Raw genomic sequence first — 16,409 nt, forward strand, 5'->3', positions numbered from 1 at the left:
TTTAATTTTCTCAATTCCTCAACATCTTATTCCTTCCCGTCTTAAATCTCGAAATATCTTTCAGGATTATGCTGTCATCGGGATTAAAGTATTTCAGTTCATTAATGATCTCGGAGCGTGTGCTTACTTTTTCTGCGATGATTTCATAGGCTATCCGCCGGGTCAAAGGCTGTAGTTTCGGATCTTTTTTAAACTCATGCTTCATGGCTTCAAGATAGATCACCTTTTTATAGGAAGGCGTTTTCTGGTAAAGCTTTTGGATTTCCACCTCCAGTTTTTTAACATCAAAGACATTGGCAAAATAATTATTCAGACAGTTGAAGGCATCTTTATCTTCATCCCAACCTCTCAGCAGGATTTTCTGGGCTTCCTCAGGCTGTTCCATTTTTTTGCTGTACACCAGAGAAGCTTTTACCATCTGGCTGCCGGCTGCATAGTCATCTGCAACCATTTGGTAATAGTGGTAAGCATTATTGATATCGTTGAGTTCCTTATACAGATCCCCTACTTTTTCTTTCTGCTGCATTTCTTTGTAAAGATCGATGGCTTTTTTGTACTGTTTTGCTTTTTCATAACAGGAGGCCGCTTCTGACTTATTGTTTAATTTTTTAAGATAAACCGCTGCAGCTTCATTGTATAACTCCCCGTTTTCCAATGTTTTTGCTCCGCGGAAATTGTCCTGAAGTAAATTCATATATACTTTTGCTGCTTTTTTATAATTTTTTTCAGCGATATATTTTTCGGCAAGCTCTTCATATTTACTCCGTATCCGGTCAAAAAGTGATGATTCGAGATAAAAATTCCCGCCACCGGAACCTCGTTTGCCAGAATTATTCATGTTCTGCTCTTTATCTTTTAAAGCAGTGATCACAATCATAATAATAAAAGCTACTACAAGGAAAATGGCCAGCGTCCCTACAACGCTCCAAAAGCTTTCGTGGAAAAGCTGTGCGGCAATCCCTATGATCTTAAATACGGCCAAGATCATAAATGCGATCAGGAATTTGTCTATAAATTTTTGCTTATTCATCATCGCCGGGGTTTAAAATAGTTTTGTCTTCACTGAACAGGCGGTAAAGAAGAAGGATGACACAGATCACCAGAATCCACACAAACCAGTTGTACCCGAACATATTTATTAAAGGATAAAACAGATATACGAGCATGGAAACAAGGAATACCGACAAAATGATCTTCACCCAGAGCGGTACATTATCACCGCCAAGGTTTAATGATTTTCTTTTGAAGATGAAAGAGTAAATCCCCACAGCTCCAAACATAAAAATAACAAGATACAGAATATCTGAAACTTTTGTTTTTTCATGTGAACTGTTGTCGCTGGATTCGAGCTTTCCTATTTTTGAATCTTTAACCGGGGACGGAGGCAGCTGCATCATATCAATTGTTCCATATAGTCTCCCAAGGGAATCTGCCATGAGTACCTGCTTTTTCTTTAATACAAATTTTACAACTTCTCCGTTGACGGGCTTTCCTTTTGAATATTGTTTCAGGGAATCTGAAATACGGCGTTTCATGGTTTCTTCCTGCTGAACAAGATGTTTTGTTATTTTTTTCGAATAAATAATTTTCAGGGAATCCCGGCTGTTCTGTTCTCTGGTATTGAGTTTTTCTATATCATTTCCGACCTCGCCAAGGTTTCTGCCACCTGATTTTTTATACTGTTCTCTTTCATTTTCATCTTTTGACATAGCGGCTCCGGCAGCAGAATATTCACGGGAAAGCTTTTTCCTTGTTTTTCCGTAAATAGAATCAATTTTTATATCAATATCCGTGACTCCGGACTGATAAGCGATCATATCTGCCTGCTTTTTACCGGCACCATTCATAATTTTACCGGATGAAACCAGAAAATCTTCTTTCTGGGTCCTGTCTTTATCTGAAGGCATAAAAACCCTGAAAAGTATCGCTATTACGATAACAGCCCAGAATATTCTGCGGAAATTCCGGGTTCCTGCGGTTTCTTTTTTATCCCCTGAACCTCCGAACAGGGCGCTCAGCCAGTTGTCTCCAAAACTAAATTTTCCGAAGCCGTCACCGCGTGAGGTTCCCATAATATCCAGCGGTACTCCCAGCTCTACAGCCCTGTCAGGATATTTTTCTATATATTTTAAATATTTTTCAATTTCTTTTTTATTTCCGGCCATCACTTTTTTGAGGTCAAAAGGCAGGTTTTTCATCCACTCTTCTTCATTTTTCGGCTGCCTGAGGGATTCCAGAACTTTTTCATCATCCATCTCAACGGCAAAACTTTCGATATGCTGGGGCGTTTTTACTCCATTCGACGGTTTTCTTACTTTTCCCTCTGCTATTTCCGGTTCCTGCATAACCGAAAACCAGTCTATTTCTTCCGTCAGCTTCACCAATCCAAAATCGGGATGCATGGCTACATACCGAGAACCGGCAGACTGCCAGTCTTCCGGGTTGATTTTGGGATAAAAAATGGTGTTTTCAGGGATAAAAAGTTGATCATCTACACATTGGAAATAAGCATTTTTTCCAATTTCCTGAGGAGCTTCATCAAAAAACACCAGCAGACATCCGTACAGAACGTTGGGCCGGTCTGCCGGAACAGCATACGATTTTACTTTACCGAGATCTATCCCCAAATTCTCCATTTCCTGAAGCCATACCCGTGGTGAAGGGTCTTTGATCAAAAGCCCTTTTTTAGGATAGGTATTTTTCGGAAAAGGTTTTATTCTAAACTCCATAATTCAGGATCTGATCAATAAATGCGGTTAAATATTGGGAATACATTTCTTCCAGGGTCTTTACTTTCAGCAGGGTCTGTTGTGGAAGATAATATTCCGAACCTCCGTACTCTGTGCCCGTAGCCAGTGCCAGAAAACCATTTTCCGTGGAAGGGATATAAAACGCAGGAATCCCGGTGCTGCTGCTTTTAAAGGTAAGCATTCCGCGGGAGTCCGTAATAATCTCGCTGCCATCCTGGAATGTAAATTTATTTTTGTTCTGCTCTGCAAGGATCTTAATTGTAAACCTGTTTTTATAAAAATTCAGTGAGTTGTCATACAGGCTGCCTAATTCATTTCCCGAAACGACAAGATTATTATTCTCATTGATTCCTATCTTGCTGAAGTTGCTGATGATTTTCATCCCGCTGTGATTCAGTTTGTCCACTTCTGCTTCTGCTTTCGCTATATTCTTATCGATTTCAAGGTCATTATTCAAAACCGATTCTACAGATAGATTTCCTTCTAAATTGATTTTATAAAGAGAGGAATTCTTAGGCTGATGCAGATAAAAATTCTTTCCGAAATAGATCAGATCGTAGGAGTAGGGAATATTAAACCCGGTAAGATTCTGCTCAGAATATTCTTTAGTATTCAGGTTAAGCTTTGAAATCAGTTTTTTATCCGGCTGATAATGGCATAAAATAAAATGCTGCTGCCTGTTCCGGGCCAGAGCAAATTCTCCTTTGGGTTTCACGGAAATATCTTCTGCTAAAACTTCACAGCCGTGATAAATTTTATAGTAATCATAAGAGTTCCGGTCGTAATAATTATCGGAAAGGTAAGTCTTTAACAGCTGTTTTTTTGAGCTCAAAATATAAAATTCGCCTTCATACAGAAATTGGGCAATTTTATTGGAAGGAGTCGGAAAAAGGATCGGATAATTCTGGGGAAGATCCGTTTTCTTACCGTTAACGGTATTTGCTTTCAGTTTACGCTGTGGCGGATTGGCCCATAATTCCTGAAGCGGAAGTTTTATTTTCTGGATATGTTTCCGGGCTCCTTTATGGTGCTTATAAAAATTCAGCTCGCCGTCTGATGCTGTGGTGATAAGGAATTTCAAGCGGTCCCTGTTTTCGTGGATCACTTTCCGGATCTTTTCATCAGCCAGGTTTTCCTGATGGGTGATGAAGAAGACTTCAAGATCTTTTTCCGTATGCTCTTCATTAAAAAATTTACCCAGTGCTTCTGAAACTTCCAGAACCGGGCTTACCTGGTTCAGGTTTTCAATCACATTTTCCGGCTTGTCCAGACAAATTGGTATTCCAGCCTGGCCCAATGCAAAAACTTTACATTCGGAATGTGCTTTTGGATGCCTGATTACCGCAATAGCCGATGCAAATGCCAATACTTTAGGAGTTCCCCAATTTCTCAGGGAGGTATCAATTAAAATGATGCGTTCAAAAATATTTTCTTCCGGCGGGATCTCTCTCTGAATATACAAAACTTCGTTATTGGCCACACGGTTCATGAAAACGTCATCTTCGTTGGCAAATTCAGAAAGGAGCATTCTGTGGAGATCGCCTTTATTGGCCATATCGGAAATTCCTCCGATGGGCTGCTGACCGGGAGACAGATGCCGCATCGGAATTCTCAGTCCGCTCCATATTCTTTTGATCAGGCTTCCTACCTGAAAGGTTTTCGGCTCTTCAATCAGCTGCCGGATGAAATCTTTATCGGTTTCTACGGTAGTTTCTTGCTCTACTACTTCATCGTCCAGTTCAGGCTCTTCTATGTGATCGCGTATGGCATCAACGATAGACTGGGTAGTGGGGAACTTTTCATTCAGCAGGTTAAGTGTGCTTAAATCTCTGTTAATCGCTGATGGCCCTGCATATTTTTTTTCGGCACTTGCAGCCAGCATATGAGGTCTCTTGTAGTAGGTGGTCAGGATCATTTCTGCTCTTCCGGGCGCTATTCTGTTGTGGGCATTCTGAAAAAGTGTCTGAAGGAGTACAATTCTGTTCTGTCCCTGTTTATAGGTTTTATTTAATGATTTCAATTTTTCAAGGAACTCAATGCTCTTGTCGGCTGTGAAATCAAAATTTCCAATGCTGTGAAAATTGGCGGCATGTTTCAGAGGACCGGCAAAATCCGTGTACCCATCATGCATTGCATATAAAACCATCAGTAATGCTCCAAAAGGAGGCCATCCCTGCGGCTGAAGTTCTTTCAGGATCTCCATGACGTAAGCTCTGTAGGCTATAGCCCCAACACCCGGTATTGAGATAAGGTTATGATCATGGTAGCCGGAATCCCCGGCGATATCCTCGTCGGTCTCCCACTGCCAAAAGTAGTTTTCGTATGACTGGAAATATTCAGTTAAATCCATTCTTTTGTTTTTTCAGTAAGGCGGAATGAGCTTACAGACAGCTGCCGGAAATCTTCTCTTTTAATGGGAAGATAAGTTCCGTCTTCTTTCCACAGCAGCCATTTGTCCGACTCTTTATTATATTGCTGCTGCAAAAGAGAGCTTAAATTTTTAAATTCAAAATCAAAACCTGCTGGCAGAAGGTGTCCGTTTTTCGTCCAGTATGTTTTTCCGGGCAGGCTCAACAAGGGTGTTCCTAAAAACAGAGCCTGATCACCAATGACCGTCCATTCTATCTTTTCCAGCTTAAAATTCGGCTGTGCCGGAATATAGTCTTTAATTTCTGCCATTGTACTTACCAATGCCACGGCAGGATGTTCTTCATTGCCAGGTTTTAACCTGACCTCCACTTTTTCACTGATTCCGAAATAATTATTGTTAGAAGCAGGAAAAGTAAGACGAAGTGCTTTATATATCGGCGACCAAAGCAAAGCTGTTCTCATTTTTTTGCTTGGTACCAGGGCTTCTTTTTTAAACAAAAGTCCTTTACGCAATTCGTACATCACAAAATCCGGCAGCTGCCGTATATCTGCGGATACAGCCTGTTCTTCGGTGAAGCCTTTCAGCCATATTGTATCATCATCTGCTGCAATCTGCACATTTTTCCAGTCCCGGATGGCACCCACAAAGTCTTCACCGGCGCGGGGAAGTTCTGCCCAGAATTCTTTTATACACTTTGAAGGATCTTCTGCCATAAGCTTTCAATTTCTTGCTGGATATACTGTTTCTGTTCCGGATTCCTGACCCAGTCGCAACGGGTCTGCAGATATCTCAATTTATCTTTGATTACATTCTGTTCTTCAAAGCTAAGCATTCCGCTGTTCCATTTTTCCACAAGGATTTTCACATCTTTCATGACTTCTTCCGGATTTGGAGTTTTGTTCTGCATGGCCTGCGGATGGGATTTGGGGTGATCATCTTTTTCAATGGTTCTGTTGATGATGCCTTCCAGGATTTCAATCTGCTCTTCTGTATCCCAGATATGTTTCAGTACCCAGAGATCGGAAAGCACGGCTTCATTTCTTCCGCAGATCAGGGCACTTGCTGCAATCAGGTTCTGTAGTTTTACCGCTCTACGGTCGGAAATAGCAATTCCTGTATTTCTTAAACTGATAATGGTGTTTAAATAGACTTCGTAGACGGGTCTCAGGTCTACTGCTTTACACAGGTTCTGAAGTTCTCTGATTTCATCGGCCAGAATTCCGGGAATATCTGCTGCTGTTTCATTTTCGAGCTTTCTTCCGGCCAGAAGCACCTGCTGAAGCAGCTCAGGGTTTACATAACTTACATTAATTCTAACCAGAAAACGGTCGAATAGTGCGTTTAAAGATTCATCTTCAGGAAGGACATTACTTGCTCCTACGAACATAAGGGCGGGTAAATGTTTGGTTTCTTTTCCTCTTTTAAAGATCTTTTCGTTGAGAGCGGTCAGCAGTGAATTCAGGATTGCGGAATTGGCATTGAAGATCTCGTCCAGAAAAACCAATGACGCTTCCGGCATCATGCCTTCCGTATTGGTGAGAAGTTCCCCTTCCTTTAGTTTCCTGATATCAAACGGACCGAAAATCTCGTTCGGCTCTGTAAATCTGGTTAGTAAATATTCAAAGTTTTTGCCGTCTTTGACTGTTTTTGACAATGTTCTTACGATGGCTGATTTTGCAGTACCCGGAGGTCCATACAGAAATGCGTTTTCTTTAGCCAGAAGACATATTCCCAGCAAGTCTACAACATCATTTTTTCCTACAAAAGTATCTTTTACGTAGTTGAGAACGGTATTAAGTTTTGTAATATTTTGAGTCATTAGTATTTATTTAATGAAAAATCTTAATAATAAAAAAATATATAATTCACTTATGATAATAAAACAAGGTCGATATAAAAAGTAAACGGGAGTTCCGGAAAAAAGGTATGTATTCAAGCTTCTGCTGCATTAATCTTCATGGGCAACCGTTTTTAAATCTCTCCAGTACGAATCCTTGTGGAGTCCAAAATCTGCCATCAGCAATTTGTTGATATACGGAATTTCCGCCAGTGCATAAGCTTTATTTTCAACAATCCTTTCGAGATATAATTTCCTGTAAGTTTTGTTCTGCAGCTCTTTTTCCCAGTTGATTTTCTCCAGGTTAAGATGATATCCTATCCCTGAATAATGAAACTGTGTGAGAATATCTTCCAGCATTTTAACCAACGGATCATAAGGATCTGCGGTCCGCAGTACTGAAATAATCTGTGGTAAAAATCTCAGTGATAAATCCGCAGATAACATGGAAGAAATATCAGAGGCTATTTTTATCTTCGGAATCAGCTTATCCAGATCCTTTGATGTATCTTTCCTGATAAGATAGAGCTGAGCACTGTGGTACAGAACTTTCGCGCCCCAAACTGCTGCTTCTTTATCACAATTGATATCAGTGGATAAAAATTCCAGTCTCTCTTTTTCGAATTCTGTTTCAAAATAATCCCCGGCTTCCTGTTCTTCTTTTTTTGAAATCTCCTGCAAGCTTGAAAAAACAGTAATACAGCCGCTTTTCCGAAGCAGAAAAATAGTGTCTAAAAACGGGGACCTGGTTTCCATCATCTAACAAAAATAAAACTATTTCGCAGAGAACAAAATTTTTCTTTGAATGATTGAACGTTAAATAATATTTGTGGTGAATTATTCATAAATGTGCTGATTAAATTCATGGTAAAATGGTTTTTACCTAATTAAACCTCATAGGTTTTGGAAACCTATGAGGTTTGTCCGGGGATTTTTTTCTTTTTTGACCACCCCGTCAGATCAAAGATCTGACATCCCTCCGGAAGAAGGGGAATTTATGCTTAGAAAACTTAGTTTATTGAGAGACAAATCTTTAGATGTTTCAATCTAAAAGTTGTTATCTTTGTCCTTCAAAATAACATTATGAGTATTCACATCAGTGCAAAAAAAGGAGAAATTGCTAAAGTAGTATTGCAGCCGGGAGATCCGCTCCGTGCACAATATATTGCTGAAAATTATTTGGAAAATGCTAAACTGGTAAGCAAAACAAGAGGAATCTTTTATTATACAGGTCTTTATAAAGGAAAAGAGATTACTGTAGGAGCCAGCGGAATGGGCTTTCCGAGCATCGGAATCTATTCTTTTGAATTATTTACGGAGTATGAGGTAGATACCATCATCAGGATCGGAACCTGCGGAGCCTACACGACAGATCTTAAACTTTTTGATATTTTAAATATTGAAAATGCAGCCAGTGAAAGCACCTATGCCAAATATGCATGGGAAATTGAAGATGATATCCTTCCACATCAGGGAAATATTTTTGGAACGATCAATGAAACGGCTCAGGAACTTTCTTTAGCCGCAAAATCAATCAATGTACACAGCAGCGATATTTTCTACAGAAAAGACCCGAATATTCCTGCGATTGCCACCAAATATAACTGTCCAGCTGTGGAAATGGAAGCTTTCGGATTATTTGCGAATGCCCAGCATTTAGGAAAAAATGCAGCTACGATCCTTACGGTAACCGATATTATTCCTACCCACGAAAAAATTTCTGCTGACGAAAGAGAAAAAGCCCTTAAACCCATGATGGAACTGGCTTTGGAATCAGCGATAAAAAGTCTTTAACAGAAAAGAAAGTTAGCAGTTTCGCCATAAAAAAAGAGCTTTACTTCATCAGTAGAGCTCTTTTTTATAGTTTGAAGAAATTCCTGGCAGTTTCTGTGGTCTCCTCTGCGACTTCGGAAATGCTTATTTTCTTCCAGTGAGCGATTGTCTGCGCCACGTAAGGAAGGAAAGACGGTTCGTTGCGGCGGTTCTGCATTCTCGGCATATTTTTCGGAAGCATGAAAGGGGCATCCGTTTCGATCATCATCCGGTCCAGCGGGGTATATTTTATGACATCTTCCAGCTGTTTAAATCTTTTATCATCACTTATAGCGCCCGTAAATCCCAAATAAAACCCTTTATCAAGATAAATTTTCGCTTCCTCCAAAGTTCCGGTGAAACAATGCACAACTGCTTTCGGCAATCCGGAAAGGTATTCGTCAGTAATTTCGTTAAATCTTTTAAAGGCTGATCTTTCATGAAGGAAAAGGGGTTTATTCACCTCAACGGCTAATTTCAACTGGGCTCTGTAGCATTTTTCCTGAATAGGTCTTGGGGAAAAATCCCGGTCGAAGTCCAGTCCGCATTCTCCTACTGATACTACCTGATCTGACTTCAAAAGGTTTCTAAGTTCCCTGATACTTTCCAGGTTAAAAGATTTGGCATCATGGGGATGAATTCCTGCTGTAGAAAATAAAATCTCAGGATATTCTTCTGCTATTTCAGCAGATTCTTTGCTTCCACGTATGCTTGTTCCGGTCAGGATCATTTGTTCTACCCCGTTATCCAGGGCGCGGTTGATGATTTCTTCGTGTTCGTTATAGAACTGTTTATTGGTCAGATTAATGCCAATATCAATGTATGTATTCATTTGTTTTTGTTTTGTTTTTCATTAAAAAGGGAAGCAAGCGGGATTCGAACCCGCATATCACATTTGCAGTGTGCGTTTTTCCATTAAACTATTGCCTCCGTTTATTTGAAAATTTAAGAGTTTACTATTTCTTCGTTGTTTAGTTTTAAAATAGAAACAGGCAGGGCCCGAACCTGCAACCTTCCGTATAGTCGAATGTTTTTCCAGTTAAACTACTGTTTCTTTATTTATGCTTCCACTTCCAGCAGACTGAAATATTCTGAAGCAGTGAGCGCTCTGGGAAAGCCGCGTGGTGTAATTTCCCTTTCCAGCTCACAGATCAGAAGATCGCCCTGCCTTTTCAGACATTTGATGTGTGGAATAATGTTTTCATGTACCCTGAAAGTAGATGCGATGGCAGTGAGTGCATTTCCTTTATACTCCTGCTCTATCCAAAGCCAGTGTTCCTTTTCTGTGGAAGGACACCAGCATTTTACGGCGTAGGAATACTGATCTGTTTCGCGCCACGTATTAATTCCTAATTTTTTATTTTCAATTTTATACAGCTCATAACGGTTAATTCTCCTGATCTGGGTTTTATTTCCGTTTTGATCGTATTCGTTATAATTCAGCTCCGCTTCTTCTTCATTGATCTTTTCCACTTCCAGACGCTTCATCAGGTTTCCTACTCCCACATAATTAAAACAGAAAAGACGCAGATTTCTGTCCTCAGATTCAAAGAATTCTTCAAACTTTATGGGTTCCACCACATTCCAGAGCTTTTCTATTTTTTCAAGAATTTTGGTAAAAAACAGTGTTTCAAACTGGGTCCACTGGCGTTCGTATTCTCTTGTCATAAAGTTCTGAAAACTGCTGTGACGCAGCTTCAGAATAGCAACCAGTTTCCGGATGCTGTAATTCTGCTGGTGAACCACATAGTTGAAAGGCATTCCGGAAAGAATCAGTTTATTTTTTGAAAGATACATTCTGTCATTGATCTTAAAATAAATATTTTTAGCCAGATGTTCAAAATGATCATCTTTCTGATACAGATAAAAATTAATTTCCTTCAGTGCGGGTAGTCGTGATCCGTTCTGTTTTTCATCACCGAAAAAATTAATATACTCCAGGGATTTAAAATTAACTTTAAATGCATTATTCAGCCTTCCGTTGATTCTCTTAAGATGTTCAAATTCCAAAGAAGTATGCATCTCCAGATCCCCTACTTCCTGAAGTTTGGGAGCAATCGTCTGATAGGTTTTATACGTTCCTTTTACTTTTTCCAGAGAGATAAAATGACAGGTTTCACCCTGATTATGGATATTTCCTGTTACATTTTTCAACATTGGAAATCTTGCACCAGCGCCATAATTTATAGAAATACTTCCTGAAGTTTCCAATAACGGAAAATCGACATAGCAGCCCGTTCCCAATTGAATATTTCCTGTGATTTCCTGAAGCACCGAAAAAGAAGCTTTTGTCTTTTCAAATCTGATGTGTCCGACTATTTTCTTCAGTTCCGGAAAATCGTGCGTAAAATAGTGGCCGGTTTTGTCCCTGCATTCCATATTGATCTGCCCCTGAAGAAATTCAAGATAGGGAAAAGATACATTTTTACCGTAAACATTGATCTTCCCACGGATTTCATAGTGCGGAATAATAATATCATCCCCGAAAATATCTGCATTGAAAATACCTTCTTTCGGTAGAAATTCCACTTCATACTGATGATTGATCGGGATGACATTTTTCGCCTGCACCAGCTTTTTGCCTCTTGCGATGACATTGGCTTTTTTCAGGGAAATCGCTCCTCCCACTGTTGCCAGGTTTTTAAAATCAAAATCAATGATGCATTTGAAATGCCCTTTTACCGTTTCCAGCTTCTCTATTTCTGCCGGACAGTGAAGGGTAAAATTTTCTTCTACTGTTTTAAGGTTGGGAAGGGAGCAATCTGTTGCATCTACAGACAGAGATCCATTGACCTTTGTCAGATTCGGAAAGTGACATCCGTCTCCCCGAAGAAGCAGGTTTCCGTTCAGTTCTTCAATGTCCCATGTGATGTTTTTAGCATATATTTCTACAGTCACATGATCATCAAAAGCCATCCCCGGAAGGTCTTCCGCGGAGAATATTTTATATCTTGTGATGGGATCAGTCGTATGCATTTTCTATCAGTTTTGTTATGGGATTGTATTCCTGCTGGATGTATTTCACAAAACAGTCACTTTCTATGCGGAGGATTTTGTGTTCACCATGAAAAATAAAGGCATCACCGGAAATAGTGAAGGTTTCCGTACTGCCATCCTTTTCCATGATCTTATATCCGGGTGCTTTCATCGTATGCTGATTACCTGTCTTTTCCAGACAGTATTCTTTATACGTTTGGGTATATTCTTCTAAGTTATTTATTTTTTCTCTTGCCTCAGATTCTTTTCTCTTGTATAATAGATTCTCAGATAGTTCAGGGATATCCTGATTTTCTGTAAAAGACAGTTTTCTTTCCTCTGTGGCAGGAAAAACAGTTATTTCTTCAACAGGACCGTTATTTCTAAAAAAATCAAATATCTTTTTCAGCATGGCTTTTATTTTTTGATGATAAAAAAACGAAAGAAAATCGGATTCGAACCGATAATTCGCTTCTTAGAAGCTGGTTTTTTCCGGGTTAAACTATTTCTTTCTTTATTATTCTCTGTGAAACGGCAGGATTCGAACCTGCGCCTCTGACTTGCCGAATCAGCGCTCTTCCATTGAGCTAACGTTTCTCCTTTTACCAGGTATTTATTTTATAATTTTTCAGCAATACTCCGCTGTAATAATTCCCTTTTATTCCCTCAACGATAGGATGCAGTATTCTCGCAGCTCCGTCTACGGAATCGAGCGGCGGAATATATCCCTGCTCAAACTGTTTTTTTCGAAGGCTTTCTTTGGCTCCTGTAGAAATCCATCCTACATCTACGGCACTCATATAAATCTGATCGTTTTCAAATTCTCTTGCAGAGGTAAGCGTCATCATATTCAGCGCTGCCTTTGTCATATTGGTATGCGGATGAAATACCGTTTTATTATCGTAGCTGAAAATACCCTCCGAAGACGTCACATTGATGATAAATTTCTCTTTAAATACCGAGTTTTTCATCAAAGGTTTCAGTTCTTTGATCAGAAAATAAGGAGCGATATGATTGATCAGATTCACTTCTACCAATTCATACATAGAAACTTCTTCCAATGTGGAATTCCAGCTCGTTTTTTCTCTGTTATCCACAGGCTGTCCGAAACGGGTAAGAGCAACCGGAGTTTCATCGTTCTGAGCATATTCAAGCTTTGAGATTTCGCTTGAAATTTCCGTCCGATTGGGAAAAAGATTCCGGATATTTTTAAATTCAACTAACTTTTGTCTTTCATGGTTGATGACCGGAAGATAATATTCATCGGGATATTTTATAGTTTGGGCTGCGTTGTTGATCAGGATATCCAGCGTATCAAAACGGGTTTTATAAAAATCTATAAAATCCTGTATGGCCTTGAGATTTCTCAGGTCCAAACCATATACCCAAAGTCTTTCTTTCCAGTCTTCGTAATCTGCTTCCTGCTGCATCATTTCCAGCGCCAGTGCAGGAAAACGGGTTGTCAAAACCAAATTGGCCCCGTTTCTTAACAATTTCAATGCTGTTGCCCATCCTACTTTCACTCTTCCTCCTGTCAGGATAACATTTCTTCCTTTGAAATCTGCCGTTTCAAAACGTTTTTCATAGTTTTCTGCGGCACATTCCGGACAGAGTCTTGTGTAAAAAGAATGAGCATACTGATAGCTACGGTTACAGCAGTAGCAGTTTTTTGGGATCTGAAGCGGAGTGAGTTTCGTCTCCTCTTTTTCTTCATCATAGAAAGCTGAAGCTCCTGCCAATGCCTTTTGCATCAATACAGCATCAGCACTCACCGCAAGATCATGAGATTTCATCCTGGAATAATTTTCCTGGCGGTTCTGCTTTTTAGCGTTCTTATGAATTTTCGTGATCAACCCTGAAAATATCTTATTGTCAGGATTAAGAAATGGCTCGTCTTTCAAAGCATTCAGAACCCTGAGACATGTTTCCCATTCGTTTTTCGAAAATTTTTGATCTGAAAAATCCATAGCTTCAGTTGATGTCTGCAAAATTATGTGCGCAGTACGCAATCTTTTTACGCACTGAAATTTTATTTATCAATCGTTGATAAATTTTTCAAGAAAACCGATCAGCTGTTTCCCGCCATGACTCCACCGGATTCCGTGGCCTTCTTTTTCCCTGACTTCGAAAACAAGTTCATGCTTGTAATGATAGAAAACATTCCACCAGGTTCTGTTGTCCAGAATATAGCTGATCTTTTCCATGACTTTTTCCTGTTTCTGTAAATTATTTCCTTTGATTTCGCCCCAGAATTGATCATCCATTCTTCCGATATGCTTTTCCCAGGCTCTCTGTGCAATGGTAATTTCGTTATTAAAGGGTTTTATGCAGGCTTCAATTAACATCTCTTTTAAAGGTGGAACCGCATTTTCATCGCGGATGCTGGCAGAAGTAAGGCGCTGTCCCAAAATATTCAGCCAATGTTCAAAAGGAAGCTTTTCGAGCTGCTCAGCTTTCATCTGATCATTATTGTTACTTTGAAATATATTGATAAACACATCAAAACTTTCTTTTCTGTCTGTTTTAATTTCTTCATTAAAATATGGAAGCTTCCATTCCAGGATATTGCCACGAAACTTAACCATGTTATTTTCCATGGTCTGCAAATGTTCTTCAGCAAGAACAGCCTGGTATTTTTCTTTCCAGGAATGGGAAATCAGCGGGATATAAGGTTTAAACAAATACATTTTAAAACATTTTAACCAGATTAACATCCAGTTTTTCTTCTGTGATTAAATATCCTATGAGATTGAACCAGTTTTTGCAGTTATCCAGTATCCATGCATCTGAAGACGCTGAAATGTCTGAATTTTCCGCTAAAAATTTATCCGGATTATACTCCAGTCCGGCTTCCCAGTTGAGATTATTTTCCCGGGCAAAATCAAGAATGATCTGTTTGATCCTGCCGCTATTGGAAACCGGTTGATCAAAGATCCAAAACAGCTTATGTATTTCAGATTTTTGGAAAAACAGGGCAACAAGCTCCACTGCCCTCAAAGTCTGATTCACTTTTTTATAAGTTCCGTGGACTCCGGAAAGATCGCGGAAACACCCATCCATCCCTTCAAAGATGTAAGCTCCTGAAAGCAGGCTTTCCATAAGGATCAACACATTGAACCCGTCCAGATAAAGGGTTTTATCTTTCAGTTCCGATGCCCGGAGCTGTCTCATTTTTCTGCTCCCAACCTGCTTTTCCGATGCTGAGGCACCGCGCAATGCCTGGATCTGGCGGGTCTTGAGCCTGTATCGGTTCCCAACCAGTTCGGAGGCTGCTTTTTCAGGATAATCCCGGCTCAATAAGTACAGCATATCCTGAACTGCCGTTTTCAGCTTATCAACCTGTTTTTCTGAACCGAACAGTGCATCATCTTCTGTATTTTTTCCGCGGTTTCTGTTATTCATGGTCAAAAATAGTTTTTTAAGCGGATATAATTAATATGTCTCCGGCTCTTCGCTGTCTGTTCATCAATATGATCTAAAAATGAATAAAGCCAGCCAAGAATTTGGGCCGGCTCATTGTTTGCTTTAGATATAGAAATATTAAATAAATTCTTCCCACCATTTTTTCCATGTTACCTTTTCCAGCTGATCAAGGTCTGCTTTTTCACCGATCAGAGGAAGTGTAATGGGCACCTTGTTTTCTTCGGCATATTCTGAAACAAGCTCCAGGGGCTCATACCAGGGATGCTGGGCTAATTTAAATTTAGAATTATGGACAGGGATAAAGTTTTTAGCCTTCAATTCCTGCACTTCTTTAATAATCTGCACGGGAAGGCTGTGGATATAAGGCCATTTTTCATTGTACTGACCACATTCCATAACAGCAAGATCAAACGGTCCGTACTTCTCACCAATCTCTGAAAAATGATTTCCGTAACCGCTGTCGCCACCCAGGAATAATTTTTTAGAAGGAGTCTGTAATACGAAGGATGTCCAGAGTGAGATATTGCGGTTCAGAAGTCTGCCTGAAAAGTGTCTGGCCGGGGTTAGAGTGATTCTAAAACCGTCAGTTAAATCAATACTTTCCCACCAGTTTTTCTCAATAATTTTTCCCGTTTCCCAACCCCAGTATTCAAAATGCTGTCCCGTCCCTAATCCGCAGATTATTTTGCCAACTTTATCTTTCAGAACCTGAACGGTTAAGTAATCCAGGTGGTCCCAGTGATCATGTGAAATCAGAAGGAAGTCTATGTCCGGCATATCTTCCGGCTTATAATGATCTGATCCGGGAAAAGCCTTTATGGAACCCGGCATTGGGGAAGCATTCCCACTGAAAACAGGATCTACCAGAAATTTTTTACCGTCAACCTGGATAAAGTAAGAGCTGTGCCCGAACCATACAAGAACATTTTCTTCAGGCTTAAGGTTTTTAAGATCTGTGATCATAAACGGAAGAGGTGATTTCGGACTTACATTTTCTACTTTGCATAAGGTCTGAAAAAGTAATTTGGTCATGCTTTCTCCTTCCAGCAATGCGGGTGTGGGAAGGATATTCTGAAATTTCCCGTTGCTGTAATTGGGCAGTGAACTGAAATATGCTTTCCGTTTTTCGTTGGGAAACTGTCCCATTTGTTTCTTTAAATTCATTCGTTTTTGTTTGTGCTCTTAACCCTGACAATTAAGTCTCGGTCAGAAAAAATAAATATAAGAATAGATTTGTTAT

The 16,409-nt window shown here is 39.8% G+C and carries 14 protein-coding genes and 3 tRNA genes; 1 reads left to right on the top strand and 16 read right to left on the bottom strand.

Going from position 1 to position 16,409, the window contains the following annotated elements; all coding sequences use genetic code 11:
- Positions 1–10: 10 nt before the first annotated feature.
- The 6 genes from IX38_RS07665 to IX38_RS07690 form a co-directional block, all read right to left on the bottom strand.
- Positions 11–1,033, bottom strand: coding sequence for a soluble NSF attachment family protein (locus IX38_RS07665; protein ID WP_228377922.1), 1,023 nt, complete (start codon positions 1,031–1,033; stop codon positions 11–13).
- Positions 1,023–2,729 (bottom strand): hypothetical protein, encoded by a 1,707-nt coding sequence (locus IX38_RS07670; protein WP_034703502.1) that lies wholly within the window; start codon positions 2,727–2,729, stop codon positions 1,023–1,025. Before IX38_RS07670 ends, IX38_RS07665 begins: the two co-directional genes overlap by 11 nt.
- On the bottom strand, positions 2,719–5,100 hold the full coding sequence (locus IX38_RS07675) for a hypothetical protein (RefSeq protein WP_034703504.1): 2,382 nt from the start codon (positions 5,098–5,100) through the stop codon (positions 2,719–2,721). Before IX38_RS07675 ends, IX38_RS07670 begins: the two co-directional genes overlap by 11 nt.
- Positions 5,091–5,834, bottom strand: a complete 744-nt coding sequence (locus IX38_RS07680; RefSeq protein WP_034703506.1) for a hypothetical protein — start codon at positions 5,832–5,834, stop codon at positions 5,091–5,093. Before IX38_RS07680 ends, IX38_RS07675 begins: the two co-directional genes overlap by 10 nt.
- A complete protein-coding gene (locus IX38_RS07685) occupies positions 5,807–6,940 on the bottom strand; it encodes an AAA family ATPase (protein ID WP_034703508.1) in 1,134 nt (377 codons plus the stop codon). Before IX38_RS07685 ends, IX38_RS07680 begins: the two co-directional genes overlap by 28 nt.
- A gap of 129 nt (positions 6,941–7,069) precedes the next feature.
- A complete protein-coding gene (locus IX38_RS07690) occupies positions 7,070–7,717 on the bottom strand; it encodes a hypothetical protein (protein WP_228377923.1) in 648 nt (215 codons plus the stop codon).
- Between the two features lie 324 nt (positions 7,718–8,041).
- Between IX38_RS07690 and deoD the strand changes: the two genes are divergently transcribed.
- Positions 8,042–8,752 (top strand): purine-nucleoside phosphorylase, encoded by a 711-nt coding sequence (deoD, locus tag IX38_RS07695; protein ID WP_034703510.1) that lies wholly within the window; start codon positions 8,042–8,044, stop codon positions 8,750–8,752.
- Positions 8,753–8,816: 64 nt separating this feature from the next.
- On the opposite strand, the gene IX38_RS07700 is transcribed toward deoD, so the two are convergent.
- The 10 genes from IX38_RS07700 to IX38_RS07745 all read right to left on the bottom strand — a co-directional run bounded on the left by IX38_RS07700 (position 8,817) and on the right by IX38_RS07745 (position 16,333).
- Positions 8,817–9,602 carry a TatD family hydrolase gene (locus IX38_RS07700; RefSeq protein WP_034703512.1) on the bottom strand — a complete coding sequence of 262 codons (786 nt, stop codon included), beginning with the start codon at positions 9,600–9,602 and terminating at the stop codon, positions 8,817–8,819.
- 29 nt (positions 9,603–9,631) lie between these two features.
- Positions 9,632–9,700 (bottom strand) — tRNA-Cys (locus IX38_RS07705).
- A 54-nt stretch (positions 9,701–9,754) separates the two neighbouring features.
- Positions 9,755–9,824 (bottom strand) — tRNA-OTHER (locus tag IX38_RS07710).
- A 5-nt stretch (positions 9,825–9,829) separates the two neighbouring features.
- Positions 9,830–11,746, bottom strand: coding sequence for a hypothetical protein (locus IX38_RS07715; RefSeq protein ID WP_034703514.1), 1,917 nt, complete (start codon positions 11,744–11,746; stop codon positions 9,830–9,832).
- On the bottom strand, positions 11,733–12,158 hold the full coding sequence (locus IX38_RS21890; RefSeq protein ID WP_051884553.1) for a hypothetical protein: 426 nt from the start codon (positions 12,156–12,158) through the stop codon (positions 11,733–11,735). Before IX38_RS21890 ends, IX38_RS07715 begins: the two co-directional genes overlap by 14 nt.
- 115 nt (positions 12,159–12,273) lie before the next feature.
- Positions 12,274–12,343 (bottom strand) — tRNA-Ala (locus IX38_RS07725).
- A gap of 5 nt (positions 12,344–12,348) precedes the next feature.
- A complete protein-coding gene (locus IX38_RS07730) occupies positions 12,349–13,734 on the bottom strand; it encodes an SDR family NAD(P)-dependent oxidoreductase (protein ID WP_228377924.1) in 1,386 nt (461 codons plus the stop codon).
- A gap of 48 nt (positions 13,735–13,782) precedes the next feature.
- A complete protein-coding gene (locus IX38_RS07735; protein WP_034703700.1) occupies positions 13,783–14,433 on the bottom strand; it encodes a hypothetical protein in 651 nt (216 codons plus the stop codon).
- 1 nt (position 14,434) lies between these two features.
- Positions 14,435–15,148, bottom strand: a complete 714-nt coding sequence (locus IX38_RS07740; RefSeq protein ID WP_034703517.1) for a DUF434 domain-containing protein — start codon at positions 15,146–15,148, stop codon at positions 14,435–14,437.
- 138 nt (positions 15,149–15,286) lie between these two features.
- Positions 15,287–16,333, bottom strand: a complete 1,047-nt coding sequence (locus IX38_RS07745) for an MBL fold metallo-hydrolase (protein WP_034703519.1) — start codon at positions 16,331–16,333, stop codon at positions 15,287–15,289.
- Positions 16,334–16,409: the final 76 nt, after the last annotated feature.

This window comes from Chryseobacterium luteum (assembly GCF_000737785.1).
In the GTDB taxonomy this organism is placed as follows: Bacteria; Bacteroidota; Bacteroidia; order Flavobacteriales; family Weeksellaceae; genus Chryseobacterium; species Chryseobacterium luteum.